This window comes from Gilliamella sp. N-G2 (assembly GCF_002142215.1).
Classification (GTDB): domain Bacteria; phylum Pseudomonadota; class Gammaproteobacteria; order Enterobacterales; family Orbaceae; genus Gilliamella.
The window spans coordinates 68,328-88,677 of sequence record NZ_NAST01000007.1 but is presented as its reverse complement, the minus strand read 5'-3'; the positions used below and the strand labels follow the sequence as shown (position 1 = coordinate 88,677).

The following is a 20,350-nucleotide window of genomic DNA, read 5'->3' as shown; positions in this document are numbered from 1 at the left end:
TCATCCTGCTAACTTTTGCGTAATCGCTAATAGTTGTTTAACATCTTCAGTTCTTGTCGCCCCAGTTGCTTTATCAATAATTGAGGTATAAATATGTGGAATAACTTTTTTCACACCGGCATTTAAAGCAATTTTTAAAATGGTCTCATAATTATCTAAATCTATACCACCAGTAGGTTCTAGATAGAAATCATGTTCAGCACAACATTTAGCCACATACTCATATTCATCAATATGTTTTAACCCTCCCATAGGGAAATATTTAATTGAGCTTCCCCCCATATCTTTTAATAAAGCAATTGCGGTTTCAACCGGCACGATTGCAGCGGGTGATTTTGAGCTTATTGGTCCTGTGGCAATATTAACTAAGCCTACTTTACCGGTTGGTGATACAAGACCATTGATTACCGTTTCTTTTTGTCCTAATAAAGCACGACTTGTTGCCACCCCAGTAAAAACTTGATTAACATGTTGAGGCTGTAGAACTGCAGATATTTCTGACACCATAGTAGATTGATTAGGATCACCCGCACCAAGACCAACTGAAATAGCATTATCAATGGCTAACGCATATTTTTTCATATCTGCTATTGCTTGCTGATTATCTGGATAATTTTTAGATAACACCCCAACAACAACATAAGTTTGTGCCGCTTCATAAATAGAACTAGCGTTATCAATTGAATTGGCTAATACGTTTAAACAAACACGATCGTTAAAATAATTTGGTGTCAATTGCATTATTTTACTCCTTGGATAATTTTTATAATTTTGTTATAGACAATATCAAGCTGTTCCGCCGTTACACTGCGAACATCTGCATCTACTTTGCCTTCATTGGCTTTATATTCCCGAAAATAGACTGCAATCTCACCTTGCTTCATCAGATCTATCATTTCAACAGCTGTTTTACCAATAACCTTTGCATCAAATGATATTTCTGCACGAGCAATATCTCGGCCAGCACCATCCCAGACAACTTTTGCCGATATACCATTAATAGAATTTAATTTTTCGATAAATGGTGTCATTTTGGCAACCATTTCTTGTCCAGTTTCTTGTTTAGGATCGTTAATATATAACTCAATTGCCTTAGTTAGGCCTAAAATCCCTTCTTTACCAACCTTCATTGGCCGGCCAATACCTTGAGACTGAAGTTTAAGCCATTCAATGGCTTGATGACGGCCAATAACTAAGCCACTAGTAGGCCCTTCAATTGCTTTTGCACCACTATAAATAACTAAATCAGCGCCTTGTTGATAATAAGTTTGTAAATCCTCTTCCGCTGCGGCATCAACAATTAATGGAATATTATATTTTTTAGCAACTGTTACGGCTTGCGCAACTGATAACATACTTTTTTGCACACAATGATGTGATTTAACATATAAAATAGCCGCGGTATTAGAATTAATTAATGATTCAATATGCTCTGGTTTACACTCATTTGCATAACCCGCTTCAACTACAATTCCACCACCTAAAGCGACCATCGTACCAATAGGAGCGCCAAAATTTACGTTATGTCCTTTTGGCACAATAATTTCCCTTGCTACCCATTTATCAGAACTATGTAAATTAAATAATAAATCACGATCATCTTTAACGATTAAACCTGCGACAGCTTGCGCAATGCCAGCAGAAGCACATGATACGACTACAGCGTTTTCGACATTGAGTAATTTAGCAATGTATTGACCAGTTTTATCAACTAAATCTTTTATTTCAAAATATTCATTTAATCCATGAGATACAGTATCAACCACTTCTGCTCTGGGAGTTGAAACACCTAAAATAGTCATTCGCCCCGAAGCATTAATCACTTTTTTTAAGTGGTATTTACTGTATATTTCTTTTTCAGTTTGAGATTCTGAGCTCATTTTTACTACCTTCTTGTGTTATTTCAATGTGTGTAACTTTTTTGGTTGTATTTGTTACGATAGCGGCTAAAGGAACAAACTGTTCATGGCATTCCCTCTTTTCACCTTCTGAATCAGTTAAAGAGACGGTTTGCTGTTTTATATCAAAAATAGTCAAATCGGCATCATAGCCAATGGTTATTTCCCCTTTATTGTTTAAATGCAAAATTTGTGCCGCATTTCTAGTGACACTATCAATAATTCTAGTTTTGCTATAACCTAGACAGATAAATTTATTCATCACATTTGCTAAGTTAAATACAGGACCTTGCAATCGATTTTTAGAATATATATCAGAGCTGATAGTGTTTGGATAAACATCTAAACATTTAGCTCGTTCAGCTACCGCAAAACTGAAACTTTCACCACCATGACCAATATCTAAAATTACCCCACGTTCAATGGCACGTTTAATTGAATCACGCAGATTATTTTGCTTATCAAATATTTGGTTTGGCTTACCATTAAAACAATGAGTAATAATATCGCCTTTAGTTAATAAATCTGCTATTTCATCAAGTTCAGGCGGATTATTTCCTACATGAATCATTAGTGGCAAACCCGTCTTTTTCTGCATCTCTTTCGCTTTGATTAACGGCAAAATACCATTTTCGCCAACAACGCTACGGCTCATCCTAACTTTTATTCCAATAATAAAATTAGGATATTTAACTAAAGTTTGGTCAAATAACGATACATCGATATCTTGCATATCAGCAAGCTCACTCTGCCTTATTAAACCAATTTTTGAGATATTTAAAAAAGAATAAACATGAGTTTTAGCCTGCATCGCTAAATCATAAAATTCGTCCGCATCAAGTGCGCCAACACTACCAGCATCAACCACTGCCGTCACACCAGTTTTAACACCAATGAGATCGGGTTCATCGTAATAAATTGGTGAGTGAGCAAAGCAATGAGTATGGGAATCTATCCAGCCGGCACTTATATAGTGTTGATTTTGTAAATCCAACACTTGATTTGATGTTGCGATTATATTTTTGCCAATTTCAACAATTTTGCCTTGTTGAATGGCAATATCAGTTATTGAATTATCAATGAGTTTGGCATTTTTTATAATTAAATCATACATAATTTAATCCAATCCCCTCGATCATAATCATGATAGAGGGAACATAATATTATATAATTGGGAAGATACCGCCAAAAATCATGGCACCTAATATTGCACCGCCAGTAATAGGCTTTTTCCATACATAAAATAATAGTGCACCAAGCAATGACCCGATACCAATAGGAATAGATGCAACCATAGCTGATAAAATAATCATTGGACCAAGAAATCGACCTGATGCATTTCCCGCGCCCATCATGACATCTGCGCCAAAGGTTGAACCACCACCACTGTTAACCGTAAATTTACGAATAAGGATGATAAGTAAACCAATTACCATACCGAGTAATAAGCCGGTTAATAACGCTACCAAAAAGTTTTCAATTGGCAATGTATAGCCACCAGCTAATAGCAACGCTGGCACACCTAAACCAATACCTGTTTGTAACGCACCACCAATATCAAGTATCCCAACCAGAGATCCCTCAATGACACGTGCAAATAAAAAGCTAGCACCAAAAGCGGCTACTGCACCATAATCGCCTGTCGTCATACCTGATTTAAGCATTGCAACAAAGGCTATTTCGTTAAAAGCACCAATCCCATATACATAAAAAGTATGCGTTCCAGCGAAAATACCAGCAGAGAGTAATCCACAAAGAATAGGGAATGACCAATCGGCATACCAAAAACTTTTATTAATGGTTGTTTGAGTATTCATAATCTATTGTTCCCTATATTATTTAAACCAATAAGACAAACCATCTCGGAATGAATTAATCATTTTCATATCAAACCCACGGAAATATCCGCTCATGACAAATAAAATAATTACCGCAGCCAACATGATTTTCATCACTCGATTCCAACCACTGTCATCCACTCCTTTACCAATCAAAATACCTAACACTAAACCAGGTACTGCATTACCCATAATTAATTGCGCTAGCCCACCAAACAACGTACCCCAAAAACCACTTCTTCTACCGGCATCTAAAGCTGCCAACCAGAAAATAACCGGCATTACAGTTGCTACCAGTAAATTCGCAGCAGGAACTAAAACTTTAGTCGCGGTAATTTTTAAAGAATCAGGAATAACTGATGTAGTTGTATTTAAAAATAACACAACAATCACACCTACAAATGCACAAGCAAAGGCCATTTTCTTAGGATCATGTAACGTTTGTGCTAAATTTCGGTTTTTTATCATCAATAGTGCAGCACCCCAGTTTGGAATGATGCGATGATCAACATCTTGGGTAAATGAACCGGCAGCAACTGATGAAGCCCAAGCATTAAAAAAGAATCCTAAGCCAAATGAAAAATGCGCAGCAGGATCACCCTCACAAGAATTAAGTTCACCTAGTGTTCGAAAGGCCCCCATACCTTGATAAGTTGGAGCATGAAACATTCGAGCTGCACCAGCGCCTACTCCAAATCCACACAGTCCACCAATTACAATGGACTTCAATGCTATAATTAGAATTTCCATGACTTTCCTTTTACGTTATTTAGAGATAAATTTAATATCGTTCAGATCGATAAACGTAACATTTATTGAGACATCAAGCGTGATGTCATAAAATGTCTTTTTTCTAGGTAAAAAGATAAATAAAAAGCGTTCTGTAGTTATCTTTTCAATAGCAGAAACAACACTAATATCAAGCGGTTCAATTCGTAGCATGACATTATTAGTATTTTTAAGTACTTGCTTTTGCACTTGATTTAGCGCTATAGCGAACGCACGCTGTTTTGAATCTCCTTGCCCAGTTACTCTTACTTGTATCTGCTCAGTTTTTTTCATATTTTTAACCTATTTAAGAACGAGGATATTTTTTCAAAAATGCTTGGGCTATACGTTGACCAAGTTCAACTGTATCCATAAAACCAAATCCTAGTACTTTACAACCGTCATTAATGGCTGTTTCTCCTTCTTCAATTGAACGCATACTGTGTCGTTGAGAATAGCCATATTTATTTTGTGCCGTTATGGCACCTGCACCGCCACTGCCACAAAACGAAAGCCCTAGATCTGCATTCTCACTATTCATTACGTCACCCAATTTCATATCAGCTGCCATACCTGGAATAACAATTGCACGACACCCTTCTATAGAATTAATTCCCTCTGCAATTTTTTGTCCTTTGCCCATTCTATCGCCGATGACAATGATTACTTCTGCCATAATTATGCTCCTATCAATTATTGTTTTTTAAATTTATTAATTCGTTTAATTTGCTATAGCTACTTCATAATGAACAGCCAGCAAATAAGCCTCTTCCATTGGTAGGCTATTGAATAATTGTACGGTTTTACGTGCAAGCATTAAGGATTGCTCTGAGAGTTCATCAAATAAAGAAGGATCAACCTCAGGTAGTTTTTCTCGCGTTTTCGCTCTTTCAACCATTGCTTTAACATGTGATAACAACATCGCTTTTTGCACGTCATTTTGGGTTATTTGATGATCAGTTAACCAACGATTAATGATTTCTATCGTTTGCGCAGTCACAACTTCGGGATCTAAATCATCTTCGATCATACAGAATTGTATTTGTGGCATAGTCATTCTAATTCTCTTGTTTCTTTTTAAGATGACTTAGCCTAAAGGAAATAATTATCAATGTGGAGAGAGACTTTTTCCTATTGCAAAAGGAAATTTATTGTCAGGCATGCTAAAAGCTGTTGTAAACAAGGATTATTATGTAGGATATGATTGAAGATTAACTAAATTGATTTTAAATTTAAACAAACTATTGCTTAAAAGTATCATTAATAAATTTTTTTGATATAAAAAACCCCTTTCCTCAAAATTTTTCAAACAAAGATAGTTATTTTTGTTATTGAGGCTATAAACCTAGGTAGTAGTATTATCAAAAAAGTAAATTGCCAATTTCTTTTTGGTGCTTTTTAAGAAAGGTTACCAGCTGCCAGAGGCACCACCGCCACCACTACGGCCACCGCCACCACCACCAAATCCGCCGAATGAACCTCCGCCAAAACCACCACCATTACCCCCACCGAAACCGCCTCCTCGACCACCACGTCCGCTACCACCACTCATGGTTAAAATTCCACTTAAAATCGCACTGGCAACAAATGCTAAAAATATTAGAGGTAAGACAATATGTAATGAATAACCATTGAACAAAGTAAAACCACCAACTGATATAGCATTTAGTAAACCAGTACCTAAACTTCGGCTAGCACTACGTTTAGTGGAAGTAATCGAAAATAAGCTAGCAATAGTGAAACAAATAAAAAAGGATGCTAATCCATAATTAAATAAATTGGCACCAAAATCACCAGCAAGTACCGTTTTGAGATCTGGATCATTATTAGTCGCTGGTACCTGTTGAGGATCATTTAACTTATTAATTAAAACTGAAAGTGCATCATGTATACCTTGATAATAGTTATTTTGTCTAAATTGTGGCGCTAATTGTTCACGAATGATATGACTAGCAATTAAGTCCGTAATGATTCCTTCAAAACCATAACCAACTTCAATTCGCATCAACTTATCATCTTTAACAATTAATAATAAAATACCATTATCTTGCTCTTTTTTACCTATTTTCCATTGAATAAACACCCTATCGGCATACTGTTCAACCGTTTCATTATCGAGTTTGGGGATCATTAATACCGCGATCTGTGCACCATCAGTTCGCGTTTTCTCAAAAGAAATCAAGCTTGATTCCAAATCATCTATTTGTGATGGCTCTAATGTATCTGACGTATCAATAACACGATGATCAAATGTTGGAATTTCAGTTAATGCATAACTTACAGCACTAAGAAACAGTAAACAAAAGAGCAGATAATATTTTTTCATTATACTTATTGTCCAAAATTGACTGCTGGTGGATTAGAAATTTGTTGTTCATTTTCAACAGTAAACTGTTGTTTTGGTTGTACCCCTATAACATTTGCAATCCACTTGGTTGGTAATTGACGGATATAAGTATTAAATGATTGTACTGTTTCTATATATCGACCTCTAGCAACCGTTATCCGGTTTTCAGTACCTTCCAATTGGCTCATTAAATCTTGATAAAGAGTGTTTGCTTTAAGTTCAGGGTAATTTTCACTAACAGCAATTAAGCGACTTAATGCGGAACTTAACTCTGATTGGGCTTGTTGGAATTTTGAGAATAAAGCGGGATCGCTAAGTTGATCTGCATTAATTTGGATCGAACCCACTTTCGCTCTCGCATCTGTTACCTGTGTAAAAACATCTTTTTCATGAGTTGCATATCCTTTTACTGTATTGACAAGATTCGGAACTAAATCTGCTCGACGTTTATACTGATTAATCACTTCCGACCAAGATGCAGCAACTTTTTCGTCTTGAGTTTGAATACTGTTATAGTCTTTAAAAAAGAAAAATCCACCAACAATGATTAAAATAAGAATAAGCAATAGTAATTTCGATTTCATGGCAAGCCCCTGTAAATAGTTAAACTTTCAAATAACTTAAAAAAGCAATGATAATTAGAAAATACTAACCAGTAGCCTAAAAATTTTGTTACTAAACAAACTGAAAATGCTTAATTGAGGAATATATTTTTAAAACTTTTTATAAAAATAATTATGAACTATAAAATACAAAGAAGAGACTTTTAGATAGTAGATTTAATTTACATGGACTGCTCAAGTTCTTTAATAGATGTTATGCCCATGTAATTTTATTTGATTATATCTTTTTTTAAGCAATTTGCGAAGAATTATCATCGGTAATTTTTTATTGGTATTGCTCACAATGCTTATTTTTAAATTTGATTTTTTAGTTTAAAAATTACTTAGATAATGACTTCAAAACATTCAAGTTGAGCCGGTTCAAAATAGATATCTGCGTTATTTGGACGGCTATCTGTATTACGGTGAGTATGTTTGAAATGAGCAGAATTAACCCAATTTTCAAAATCTTGTTTTGATTCCCATTCGGCATATGATGAAAACAATGTGTAATCTTCATAAGTTTTTCCTTTAAGGAAATAAAAACGATTAAAACCTTTCATCTCTTTTAAATGACTATCACGATTACGCCATATTTCAATAAAAGTGTCTTCACTACCTAACTTAATTTTAAAACGATTCATTACAATATACATCTAATACTCCTTTCATACCCCATACACTCGACAAAAAAAATAGCACGTGATAACACGTGCTACTTTAGTCGATTTATCTAAAATCTATTGATTTTCTTCTGCTGAATTCAATAATTCCGCTAAGTTAGCTGTAGCTTCCTCAGCTGAAACAGTTGTTGGTTGAATTGCATCATCAGATGGCATTGCGCGTTTACGCAAACGCTCTTTATGATATGCATAACCAGTACCTGCAGGAATTAAGCGACCAACAATAACGTTTTCTTTCAGACCACGAAGTTCATCATTTTTACCTGCAACTGCTGCTTCAGTTAATACGCGAGTCGTTTCTTGGAACGATGCCGCAGAAATAAATGACTCAGTAGTAAGTGATGCTTTAGTAATACCAAGCAAATCATGCAAGTAAACAATTGGTTCTTTACCTTGTGCTTCAAGCTCACGATTAATAATCTTCAAGCGTGAAACTTCAAGTTGTTCACCATCAAGTAAACGAGAACCACCAGGATGAATAACAGTTGCTTTACGTAACATTTGACGAACAATAACTTCAATATGTTTATCATTAATTTTTACACCTTGTAAACGATAAACTTCTTGAACTTCATTCACAATGTAACGAGTTACTGCATTAACACCACGTAGACGTAAAATATCATGTGCTGATTCAGGTCCATCAGAAATCACATCGCCACGGCCAACTTGTTCGCCTTCGAACACGTTAAGTTGACGCCATTTTGGAATCATCTCTTCATATGGTTCACTACCATCTAGTGGAGTAATAATTAAGCGACGTTTACCTTTAGTTTCTTTACCGAATGAGATAATACCATCAATTTCAGCAAGAATTGCCGGCTCTTTAGGTTTACGAGCTTCAAATAAATCAGCTACTCGAGGTAAACCACCGGTGATATCTTTAGTACCTACAGATGCTTGTGGAATACGTGCAAGTGTATCACCAACATTAATTTCCGCACCATCTTCTAATTGTACTAATGCTTTACCAGGTAAGAAGTACTGCGCAAGCATTTCTGTACCTGCCACAAAGATATCATTACCTTTAGCATCAACAATTTTAATTGCTGGACGTAGATCTTTACCAACACCAGTACGTTCTGCTACATCTAAGATCACGATAGATGATAAACCTGTTAACTCATCAGTTTGACGAGTAATGGTTTGGCCATCGATCATATCAACAAAACGAACAAAACCTTTCGCTTCCGAAATAACTGGCATTGTATGCGGATCCCAGTTTGCTACCGTTTCACCAGCATCAACAGTTGCACCATTACCTTTAGTTAGAATCGAGCCATAAGGAACTTTATAAGTTTCTTTCATTCGACCTAATTCATCAATAATAGTTAATTCAGCATTACGTGAAGTAATAACTAGTTTCTGATCTGGATTAGTTACAAATTTAGCATTAGTCAGTTTAATACTACCTTTGTTTTTAACTTGAACACTAGATTCTGCTGCTGCTCGAGATGCCGCACCACCGATATGGAACGTACGCATGGTTAACTGTGTACCTGGCTCACCGATTGATTGAGCAGCGATAACACCGATTGCTTCACCTTTGTTCACTAAGTGACCACGAGCTAAGTCACGTCCATAACATTTCGCACAAACACCAAAATCAGTATCACACGAAACTACTGAACGAACTTTAACGCTATCTACAGATTCTTGTTCAAGTAGATCACAATAACTTTCATCAAGTAATGTATTGCGAGGGATTAAAATATCCGCACTACCTGGTTTTAATACGTCTTCAGCTGTTACACGACCTAATACACGTTCACGTAATGGTTCTTTAACATCACCACCTTCAATCACAGGTGTCATTACCACACCTTCTAACGTGCCACAGTCATCTTCAATAACAACTAAATCTTGAGCCACATCAACTAAACGACGAGTTAAGTAACCTGAGTTCGCTGTTTTCAATGCGGTATCAGCAAGACCTTTACGCGCACCATGGGTCGAGATAAAGTATTGAAGTACGTTTAATCCTTCACGGAAGTTTGCCGTAATTGGTGTTTCGATGATTGAACCATCTGGTTTAGCCATCAAACCACGCATACCCGCTAACTGACGAATCTGAGCTGCAGAACCACGAGCACCAGAATCGGCCATCATGTAGATGCTATTAAATGAAGATTGAACTTCTTCTTCACCTTCACGGTTAATCACTTTTTCAGTTGATAAGTTATCCATCATCGCTTTAGCAACACGCTCATTAGCTGCTGCCCAAATATCGATAACTTTGTTATAACGTTCACCTGCAGTTACTAAACCTGATTGGAACTGTTCTTGAATTTCTGCAACTTCGATTTCAGCTTCATTGATAATTTGTAATTTCTTAGCAGGAATTTCCATATCATCAATACCAACCGATACACCAGAACGAGCTGCATAAGCAAAGCCGGTATACATAACTTGGTCAGCTAAAATAACAGTTTCTTTCATGCCCAATTGGCGATAACAAATATTTAAAATTCGTGAAATCGCTTTTTTACCAAGCGGTTGATTAATAACAGAGAAACTCATACCTTTAGGCATAATTAACCATAAGATAGCACGACCAACAGTAGTATCAATTACAGAAGTCGTATCTTCCCATTCACCAATACTGTTACGATGACTTTCAGTTATACGTACTTTAACTTTAGCATGTAATTCAACTAGACCTAAACGATACAGTTTTTCTGCTTCTTTAGGGCCGGTTAATACCATGCCTTCACCTTTAGCATTGACTTTATCACGAGTCATATAGTAAAGACCTAATACCACGTCCTGAGATGGAACGATAATAGGTTCACCACTTGCTGGTGAAAGAATATTGTTGGTTGACATCATTAACGCACGCGCTTCTAATTGTGCTTCTAACGTTAATGGAACGTGAACCGCCATTTGGTCACCATCGAAGTCAGCATTGAATGCCGCACAAACTAATGGGTGCAATTGGATCGCTTTACCTTCAATTAGGATAGGTTCAAACGCCTGAATACCAAGTCTATGAAGTGTTGGTGCACGGTTTAATAATACCGGATGTTCGCGAATAACTTCATCTAAGATATCCCAAACAATTGCATCTTCACGTTCAACCATCTTCTTAGCAGCTTTAATGGTTGTTGCATAACCACGACGCTCTAATTTACCGTAGATAAATGGTTTAAATAGCTCAAGAGCCATTTTCTTCGGTAAACCACATTGATGTAAACGTAAGTATGGACCTACAGTAATTACTGAACGGCCTGAATAGTCTACACGTTTACCTAATAGGTTTTGACGGAAACGACCTTGCTTACCTTTAATCATATCGGCAAGTGATTTTAATGGTCGTTTGTTTGAACCAGTGATTGCACGACCACGACGACCATTATCTAATAATGCGTCTACAGATTCTTGTAGCATACGCTTTTCGTTACGTACAATAATATCTGGTGCAGCTAAATCTAATAAACGTTTTAAACGATTATTACGGTTGATAACACGACGATATAAATCATTTAAGTCCGATGTTGCAAAACGACCGCCATCAAGTGGTACTAATGGTCGTAAATCTGGTGGCAATACAGGTAACACATTTAAGATCATCCATTCAGGTTTATTTTCTGATTGGATAAATGCTTCAATAATCTTAATTCTTTTGGTTAACTTTTTACGTTTTGTTTCAGAATTAGTGGTTGATAGTTCATCACGTAATGCTTCACATTCAGCTTGAACATCAATATTACGTAATAATTCTTGAATAGCTTCTGCACCCATGCGTGCATCAAACTCATCACCGAACTCTTCTAACGCATCTAAATACTGTTCTTCAGTTAAGATTTGTCCACGATCTAAATTTGTCATGCCTCCATCAAGAACCATAAATGATTCAAAATAAAGTACACGTTCAATATCACGAAGTGGCATATCAAGTAATAAACCAATACGAGATGGTAATGATTTTAAAAACCAAATATGTGCAGTTGGTGATGCAAGTTCAATGTGGCCCATACGTTCACGACGTACTTTAGCTTGTGTGACTTCTACACCACATTTTTCACAAATAACACCACGGTGTTTTAAACGTTTATATTTTCCACACAAACATTCATAATCTTTAACTGGCCCGAAAATACGCGCACAAAACAATCCATCACGTTCAGGTTTAAACGTACGATAGTTAATTGTTTCAGGTTTTTTAACTTCACCAAAAGACCATGAACGAATCATATCAGGAGAGGCAAGGCCTATCTTGATAGCATCAAAATCTTCAGTTTTTGTTTGTGCTTTTAGAAACTTTAGTAAGTCTTTCACAATTGACTCCTATGGAGTTAAACCAATTAGATAACTTATCATTACTGATAAGTTATCCCTATAAATAGAAATCATTTTAGTTAGCTAAGATTACTCTTCATCTAACTCGATATTAATACCTAACGAACGAATCTCTTTTAACAATACGTTAAATGATTCAGGGATCGCAGGTTCCATACGATGATCACCATCTACAATATTTTTATACATCTTAGTACGACCGTTCACATCATCTGATTTAACAGTTAACATTTCTTGTAAGGTATAAGCTGCACCATATGCTTCAAGTGCCCATACTTCCATCTCACCGAAACGTTGACCACCAAATTGAGCTTTACCACCCAATGGTTGTTGAGTAACCAGACTATATGAACCTGTAGAACGGGCATGCATCTTATCATCAACTAAGTGATTCAATTTCAACATGTACATATAACCTACAGTTACTGGACGTTCAAATTGTTCACCGGTACGTCCATCATACAAGGTAATTTGACCTGAAGTTGGTAAATCACCAAGTTCAAGTAATGCTTTAATTTCTTGCTCTTTTGCACCATCAAATACCGGTGTTGCAAGTGGCATACCATTACGTAAATTTTGCGCCAATGTCATCACTTCTTGATCGGTAAATTCAGCAACATTTACTTTTTGTGCAGCACCTAAACCAAGGTCATAAGCTTTTTGGATAAAATCACGTAATTTAGCTAACTCTTGCTGTTCTTTTAGCATTGCATCGATCTTTTGACCAATACCTTTCGCCGCCATACCCAAGTGAGTTTCTAAAATCTGACCGATATTCATACGAGAAGGAACACCTAGAGGATTCAATACGATATCTACTGGGCGACCTTTATCATCATATGGCATATCTTCAATTGGGTTGATTTTAGAGATAACCCCTTTGTTACCATGACGACCAGCCATCTTATCACCAGGCTGAATTTGACGTTTAACAGCTAAGTAAACTTTAACGATTTTGAGTACACCTGGTTGTAAATCATCACCTTGAGTGATCTTCATTCGTTTAGCTTCAAGTTTTTTGTTAAACTCAGCTTTAATTTCTTCGTGTTGTTCAGCTAGTTGTTCTAATTGAGCTTGCTTACTTTCATCGGCAATACCAATGGTTAACCATTTTTCACGTGGTAACGCATCTAATTTATCTGCTTTAATGCCACCAGAAATTAATACATCACGAATACGAGCAAATAATGCTGCTTCAAGGATCTTAAGTTCTTCTGTTAAATCTTTGCGAACTTGTTTAAGTTGCATCTCTTCAATTTCAAGTGCACGTTTATCTTTCTGTACACCATCACGAGTAAAGACTTGAACATCAATAACTGTACCTGAAACACCATTTGGTACACGAAGTGAAGTATCTTTAACATCTGACGCTTTTTCACCAAAAATAGCGCGTAATAATTTTTCTTCTGGTGTTAACTGTGTTTCACCTTTTGGTGTTACTTTACCAACCAGAATATCACCACCTTTAACTTCAGCACCAATATAAACAATGCCTGATTCATCTAGTTTAGAAAGCGCCGCTTCACCAACATTTGGAATATCTGCGGTAATTTCTTCTGCACCTAGTTTAGTATCACGAGATACACAAGATAATTCTTGAATATGAATCGAAGTGAAACGGTCATCTTGTACCACTTTTTCAGAAACTAAAATAGAATCTTCAAAGTTATAACCATTCCATGGCATGAATGCCACACGCATGTTTTGACCTAAAGCCAACTCACCTAAGTCAGTTGATGGACCATCCGCAAGGACATCACCACGCTCAACTTTTTCACCTAATTCCACACATGGAATTTGGTTAATACAGGTATTTTGGTTCGAACGGGTATATTTAGTTAAATTATAAATATCAATCCCTGTTTCACCAGCGTACATTTCATCATCGTTAACATTAATTACAATGCGTGATGCATCAACATATTGTACTGTACCACCACGACGAGCAACTGCAGTTACACCTGAGTCAACCGCTACTGCACGTTCCATACCTGTACCAACAAATGGTTTTTCTGCTTTTAACGTTGGTACCGCTTGACGTTGCATGTTTGCACCCATCAATGCACGGTTCGCATCGTCATGTTCTAAGAATGGAATTAATGAAGCACCAACCGATACGATTTGTTGTGTTGATACGTCCATATAGTGGACTTGTTCAGGGCTATATAAACCAGACTCACCATTTAAACGACAAGTCACTAAATCTTCTTTAAAACGACCATCGTCATCAAGATTTGAGTTAGCCTGAGCAATAACAAATTCACTTTCGTCGATTGCTGATAAATAGTTAATTTCGTCAGTCACCACACCATCAATTACTCGGCGATATGGAGTCTCAAGGAATCCATACTCATTAGTACGAGAATAAACCGCTAATGAGTTAATCAAACCGATGTTTGGACCTTCCGGTGTTTCAATCGGACATACACGACCATAATGGGTAGGATGTACGTCACGTACTTCAAAGCCTGCTCGTTCACGGGTTAAACCACCTGGACCTAATGCAGAAATACGACGTTTGTGAGTAATTTCAGATAATGGATTGTTTTGATCCATAAACTGAGATAACTGGCTAGAACCAAAGAATTCGCGGATAGCTGCTGAAATTGGTTTGGCATTAATCATATCTTGTGGCATTAGTGAATCTAAGTCACCTAATGATAAACGTTCTTTTACAGCACGCTCTACACGCACTAAACCAATACGGAATTGGTTTTCTGCCATTTCACCAACACTACGGATACGACGATTACCTAAGTGATCGATATCATCGACTTCACCATGACCATTACGAATACTGATCAATTTCTTCATTACATCAACGATATCAGTTTTAGTTAAGACACTTTCACCCTCAATATCGTCTCGTCCTAAAGAACGGTTGAATTTCATACGACCGACTGCTGATAAGTCATAACGTTCGTCAGAGAAGAATAGATTATCAAATAATGCTTCAGCAGCTTCTTTTGTTGGTGGCTCGCCTGGGCGCATCATTCGGTAAATTTCAACTAATGCACCTAGTCGATCGCGAGTAGAGTCAACATTTAAGGTTTCAGAAATAAATGGACCATGATCTAAATCATTAGTGAATAATGTTTCAATTTTCTTATAGCCAGCATTAGTTAATTCAAGCAATAGCTCTAGTGAAATTGGTGTATTAGCAAAAGCAACAACTTCACCTGTTTCTTGATTTACATAATTTTTCGCTAATACTTTATTAACAATATATTCAACTGGAACATCGATCTTAGTTACTTTATCTTTTTCAAGCTCACGAATATGACGAGCTGTAATACGACGACCTTTCTCTGCGTAAACTTTACCTTTTGATTCAATATCAAATAACGCTGTTTCACCGCGTAAACGCTCTGGCACAAGATCCATTTTTAATTTTGATTTGCCCACTTCGAAAATAGTTTTTTCGAAGAACATATCTAAAATTTCTTCTGTTTCATAACCTAACGCACGCAAAATGATTGTTGCAGGAAGTTTACGACGACGGTCAATACGAGCAAAAAGATTATCTTTTGGATCAAATTCGAAATCAAGCCAAGAGCCACGATAAGGAATAATCCGAGCATTATATAAAACTTTACCAGAAGAGTGTGTTTTACCTTTATCACTATCAAAGAACACACCTGGACTACGGTGTAATTGTGAAACGATAACACGTTCTGTACCGTTAATCACAAACGTACCATTGTCCGTCATTAAAGGAATTTCGCCCATATAGACGTCTTGCTCTTTAATATCTTTAACTGTTCCTTCTGGCGCATCTTTATCATAAATAACTAAACGTAATTTAACGCGCAATGGTGCTGAGTAAGTGATCCCTCTAATTTGACATTCTTTTACATCAAATACAGGTTCGCCCATCTTAAAGCTCACGTATTGTAACTCAGCGCTACCACTATAACTTTTTATCGGAAATATTGAACGAAAAGCGGCTTCTAAACCATATTGACCTTCAGGGTCTTGCTCAATAAACTTCTGGAACGAATCAAGTTGAATAGAAAGAAGATACGGTATATCCAAGACTTGTGGACGCTTACCAAAATTCTTACGAATTCGTTTTTTCTCGGTATAAGAGTAAACCATTAGTTCCTCAACTTGCTTATCTGCTATTTTAGCATGATTAAATATTCATCAGGGTACTACGAAATAATAACGCCTGACACCTCATCGAAAATATCTATAAATATCAAATGATTAGGCTTAATATATATATTATTTCTTTATTACTTATTATTGATAATCTTCAAATAAAATTCTTTGACTTATTACAGCGCAAAAAGGCTGGAGGTATAAAACCCCCAGCCAGTTAGCTTGTTATCGATAAACTTACTTAAGTTCGACAACTGCACCAGATTCTTCAAGTGCCTTTTTAAGTTCATCTGCGTCAGCTTTACTAACACCTTCTTTAACAGTTGCTGGAGCTGATTCAACAAGGTCTTTAGCTTCTTTTAAGCCTAAACCAGTTGCACCACGAACTGCTTTGATAACAGCTACTTTGTTAGCGCCAACATCTTTTAAGATTACATCAAATTCAGATTTTTCTTCTGCTGCTTCAGCTGGACCAGCAGCTGCAACTGCTACAGCTGCTGCTGCAGAAACGCCAAATTTTTCTTCCATCATAGATACAAGTTCAACAACATCCATTACAGACATTTCAGCAACTGCATCTAAAATTTGTTCTTTAGTGATAGACATAATATAGTTTCCCAAATTTACATTTTTTTAATTAATAAAATTCACAATCATACTGCAATTAAGCAGCTTGTTTTTGATCGCGAACCGCTGCAAGAGTACGAACCAATTTGCCAGCTGCGGCTTCTTTCATGGTTGACATCAAGCGAGCTAATGCTTCTTCATAAGTAGGTAATGTTGCTAAGCGATCAATGTTCGCTGCAGTAATCAACTCACCTTCAAAGGCTGCGGCTTTAATCTCAAAATTACTATTTTCTTTTGCAAACGCTTTAAAAATACGCGCTGCAGCACCTGGGTGCTCATTTGAAAATGCAATTAGAGTTGGACCAACAAACGAATCTTTTAAACACTCGTATTGAGTTCCCTCAACAACGCGGCGTAATAAGGTGTTACGAACAACACGCATATAAACACCAGCTTCACGAGCAGATTTACGTAATGCGGTCATATTTTCTACAGTTACACCACGAGAGTCGGCCACAACTGCAGATAGCGCACCTTTGGCGATTTCATTAACTTCAGCAACAATTTCTTGTTTATTTTGAAGATTTAGTGCCATTGGTATTGCTCCTGGATTAAACTAGGCAAAGCCTAGAATTACTTTAACTAACTACAAAAGTAGCTAGCACAATCACGATGAGCAGAATCCCTCTATTATATCTTATCAGGTTCTGTCACCGTCTACGTAGGAAGATTAAGTAATTAAATATTAATTACACCTACGGTCTTGGACGGGGTCTGGTTAAGGCCAGACACCAACCGATTCTTTGTTTAATATTAATTAAACAGATGCATTTAATGTAGCTTGATCAATAGCAACACCAGCACCCATTGTGGTAGAAAGGCTAACTTTCTTCACAAATACACCTTTTGAAGAAGCTGGTTTTGCACGTTTTAATGCAACAAGTAATGCTTCTAGATTTTCTTTAAGTTTATCTGCATCAAAATCAGCTTTACCGATAGTGGTATGGATAATACCATTTTTATCGTTACGGTAGCGAATTTGACCTGCTTTAGCATTTTTTACTGCTTCAGCAACGTTAGGAGTTACTGTGCCAACTTTAGGGTTTGGCATTAAACCACGAGGTCCTAAGATTTGACCAAGTTGACCAACCACGCGCATTGCGTCTGGAGATGCGATAACAACATCAAAGTCCATTTCGCCTTTTTTGATTTGATCTGCTAGATCATCCATACCTACTAATTCAGCACCTGCTTCTTTAGCGGCATCAGCGTTTGCACCTTGAGTAAATACAGCAACTCGTACACTACGTCCAGTACCGTGTGGAAGAACGATAGCACCACGTACATTTTGATCTGATTTACGTGAATCAATACCTAAATTAACGGCAACGTCAACGCTTTCAATAAATTTAGCTGTTGCGAATTCTTTTAACAAAGCGATAGCTTCATTAATTTCATATTGTTTAGTTGCATTTACTTTTTCGCGGATAAGTTTAGCTTTCTTAGATAATTTAGCCATGAATTAACCCTCCACTTCCAAGCCCATTGAACGTGCTGTTCCTTCAATAGAACGCATCATCGTTTCAATGGTTGCACCATTCATATCAGCAGCTTTCAATTCAGCGATTTCGCGAATTTGAGCGCTAGTTACTTTACCTACTTTTTTCTTGTTAGGCTCACCTGAACCAGACTTGATTTTAGCAGCTTTCTTTAATAATACAGCGGCCGGAGGTGTCTTAGTTACAAAAGTGAATGAACGGTCAGAATAGACAGTAATAACAACAGGAATAGGTAAACCTTTTTCCATGCTTTCTGTTTTAGCGTTAAATGCTTTACAAAATTCCATAATATTCACACCATGTTGACCAAGTGCTGGACCAACTGGCGGACTAGGATTTGCTGCACCAGCTGCAACTTGCAACTTGATGTAAGCTTGTACTTTTTTTGCCATTTTAGTTTCCTTTTCTCGGGTGCAAACGCCTCTATTAATAACAACTATTAATAAATAGACAGCTCCCCTAAGTTAAATGAGGGCGAGATTATCCTACAATTATTACGAAAATGCAAGATTTTTATTAGCAGATAAAATAAAAGCAGGGACAACCCTGCTTTTATAGAATAAAAATAAAAAGTATTAAAGTACGTCGACAGCATTAAGTTCTTTAAATGCAAGTTCTAAACGTGCAACTAAAGATTCTTGACCTTTACGTAACCATACACGTGGGTCATAGTATTTCTTATTCGGTGCGTCAACGCCTTCAGGGTTACCTAATTGACCTTGAAGATAAGCTTCATTTGCTTTGTAATAACCTAAAATACCAGCCCAGTTTGCCCATTGAGTATCAGTATCAATGTTCATTTTAACAACACCATAGCTTACTGCTTCTGCAATTTCTTCTGGTGTAGAACCTGAACCGCCATGGAACACAAAGTTCAATGATTTAGCTGGTAAATTGAATTTTTCAGATACAAATTTTTGTGAATTATCTAAAATTTTTGGCGTTAATTTCACATTACCTGGTTTGTAAACACCATGAACGTTACCAAATGATGCAGCGATAGTGAAACGAGGGCTAATTGCACTTAAACGTTCATAAGCATAAGCAACATCTTCTGGTTGAGTATAAAGTGCTGAACTATCCATATGGCTATTATCTACGCCATCTTCTTCACCACCAGTACAACCAAGTTCTAACTCTAATGTCATTTTCATTGCTGACATACGAGCAAGATATTGACAACAGATATCAATGTTATCTTTCAAAGATTCTTCTGAAAGGTCGATCATGTGAGAAGAGAATAAAGGTTTACCAGTTTTAGCAAAGTTAGCTTCACCGGCGTCAAGTAATCCATCAACCCAAGGAAGAAGTTTTTTAGCACAGTGGTCGGTATGAACAATAACAGGTACACCGTATTTTTCAGCCATAAGGTGAACATGTTTAGCACCAGAAATTGCACCTAAAACAGCAGTTTCTTGCCCATCTAATTTTAATCCTTTACCCGCGATAAATTGAGCACCGCCATTAGAGAATTGAACGATAACAGCAGAACCAACTTTAGCGGCAGTTTCAATTACTGCGTTAATTGTATTAGTGTCAACACAGTTAACAGCTGGTAATGCAAAATTGTTTTCACGAGCAACTTGAAACACTTTTTGAACATCATCACCGGTTACAACACCAGGTTTCACGACATCAGAAATCTTTGTAGCCATTTTAATACCTATAGATTTATTTATATAAAA

Annotated in this window: 18 protein-coding genes; all 18 read right to left on the bottom strand. The window is 36.7% G+C overall.

The window, feature by feature from the left end:
- The gene (locus tag B6C99_RS05105; protein WP_086358847.1) at positions 1–741 is read right to left on the bottom strand and encodes a KDGP aldolase family protein; all 741 of its coding nucleotides are present in this window, start codon (positions 739–741) and stop codon (positions 1–3) included.
- Positions 741–1,880: a DgaE family pyridoxal phosphate-dependent ammonia lyase gene (locus tag B6C99_RS05100; RefSeq protein ID WP_086358846.1), complete on the bottom strand. Its 1,140-nt coding sequence runs from the start codon at positions 1,878–1,880 to the stop codon at positions 741–743. Before B6C99_RS05100 ends, B6C99_RS05105 begins: the two co-directional genes overlap by 1 nt.
- Positions 1,858–3,012, bottom strand: coding sequence for an amidohydrolase/deacetylase family metallohydrolase (locus tag B6C99_RS05095; RefSeq protein WP_086358845.1), 1,155 nt, complete (start codon positions 3,010–3,012; stop codon positions 1,858–1,860). The genes B6C99_RS05100 and B6C99_RS05095 overlap by 23 nt, the downstream gene beginning before the upstream one ends.
- Positions 3,013–3,061: 49 nt before the next feature.
- Positions 3,062–3,715, bottom strand: a complete 654-nt coding sequence (locus tag B6C99_RS05090) for a DUF4310 family protein (RefSeq protein ID WP_086358844.1) — start codon at positions 3,713–3,715, stop codon at positions 3,062–3,064.
- Positions 3,716–3,733: 18 nt separating this feature from the next.
- The gene (locus tag B6C99_RS05085; protein ID WP_086358843.1) at positions 3,734–4,486 is read right to left on the bottom strand and encodes a DUF4311 domain-containing protein; all 753 of its coding nucleotides are present in this window, start codon (positions 4,484–4,486) and stop codon (positions 3,734–3,736) included.
- Positions 4,487–4,501: 15 nt separating this feature from the next.
- Positions 4,502–4,798 (bottom strand): DUF4312 family protein, encoded by a 297-nt coding sequence (locus tag B6C99_RS05080; RefSeq protein ID WP_086358842.1) that lies wholly within the window; start codon positions 4,796–4,798, stop codon positions 4,502–4,504.
- 13 nt (positions 4,799–4,811) lie between these two features.
- Entirely contained in the window at positions 4,812–5,180 is a 369-nt protein-coding gene (locus B6C99_RS05075; RefSeq protein WP_086358841.1) for an SFCGS family glycine-rich protein, read from the bottom strand.
- A gap of 45 nt (positions 5,181–5,225) precedes the next feature.
- Positions 5,226–5,561 (bottom strand): PRD domain-containing protein, encoded by a 336-nt coding sequence (locus B6C99_RS05070; RefSeq protein WP_216819381.1) that lies wholly within the window; start codon positions 5,559–5,561, stop codon positions 5,226–5,228.
- A gap of 351 nt (positions 5,562–5,912) precedes the next feature.
- Positions 5,913–6,830, bottom strand: a complete 918-nt coding sequence (locus B6C99_RS05065; protein WP_086358840.1) for a YgcG family protein — start codon at positions 6,828–6,830, stop codon at positions 5,913–5,915.
- Positions 6,831–6,835: 5 nt separating this feature from the next.
- Positions 6,836–7,435, bottom strand: a complete 600-nt coding sequence (locus tag B6C99_RS05060) for a LemA family protein (RefSeq protein ID WP_086358839.1) — start codon at positions 7,433–7,435, stop codon at positions 6,836–6,838.
- Between the two features lie 362 nt (positions 7,436–7,797).
- The gene (locus tag B6C99_RS05055) at positions 7,798–8,109 is read right to left on the bottom strand and encodes an antibiotic biosynthesis monooxygenase (protein ID WP_065614605.1); all 312 of its coding nucleotides are present in this window, start codon (positions 8,107–8,109) and stop codon (positions 7,798–7,800) included.
- Positions 8,110–8,193: 84 nt separating this feature from the next.
- Positions 8,194–12,414: a DNA-directed RNA polymerase subunit beta' gene (rpoC, locus tag B6C99_RS05050; RefSeq protein ID WP_086358838.1), complete on the bottom strand. Its 4,221-nt coding sequence runs from the start codon at positions 12,412–12,414 to the stop codon at positions 8,194–8,196.
- A gap of 90 nt (positions 12,415–12,504) precedes the next feature.
- On the bottom strand, positions 12,505–16,533 hold the full coding sequence (gene rpoB, locus B6C99_RS05045) for a DNA-directed RNA polymerase subunit beta (protein ID WP_086358837.1): 4,029 nt from the start codon (positions 16,531–16,533) through the stop codon (positions 12,505–12,507).
- Positions 16,534–16,776: 243 nt separating this feature from the next.
- The gene (gene rplL, locus B6C99_RS05040) at positions 16,777–17,145 is read right to left on the bottom strand and encodes a 50S ribosomal protein L7/L12 (RefSeq protein WP_034901671.1); all 369 of its coding nucleotides are present in this window, start codon (positions 17,143–17,145) and stop codon (positions 16,777–16,779) included.
- 58 nt (positions 17,146–17,203) lie between these two features.
- Entirely contained in the window at positions 17,204–17,701 is a 498-nt protein-coding gene (gene rplJ, locus B6C99_RS05035) for a 50S ribosomal protein L10 (RefSeq protein WP_086358836.1), read from the bottom strand.
- A gap of 222 nt (positions 17,702–17,923) precedes the next feature.
- Positions 17,924–18,625 carry a 50S ribosomal protein L1 gene (gene rplA / locus B6C99_RS05030; RefSeq protein WP_086358835.1) on the bottom strand — a complete coding sequence of 234 codons (702 nt, stop codon included), beginning with the start codon at positions 18,623–18,625 and terminating at the stop codon, positions 17,924–17,926.
- 3 nt (positions 18,626–18,628) lie between these two features.
- Positions 18,629–19,057 carry a 50S ribosomal protein L11 gene (gene rplK, locus B6C99_RS05025; protein WP_034884321.1) on the bottom strand — a complete coding sequence of 143 codons (429 nt, stop codon included), beginning with the start codon at positions 19,055–19,057 and terminating at the stop codon, positions 18,629–18,631.
- Positions 19,058–19,240: 183 nt separating this feature from the next.
- Complete coding sequence (gene fbaA, locus B6C99_RS05020; protein ID WP_086358834.1) at positions 19,241–20,320, bottom strand: class II fructose-bisphosphate aldolase; 1,080 nt, start codon at positions 20,318–20,320, stop codon at positions 19,241–19,243.
- Between the last annotated feature and the right edge of the window lie 30 nt (positions 20,321–20,350).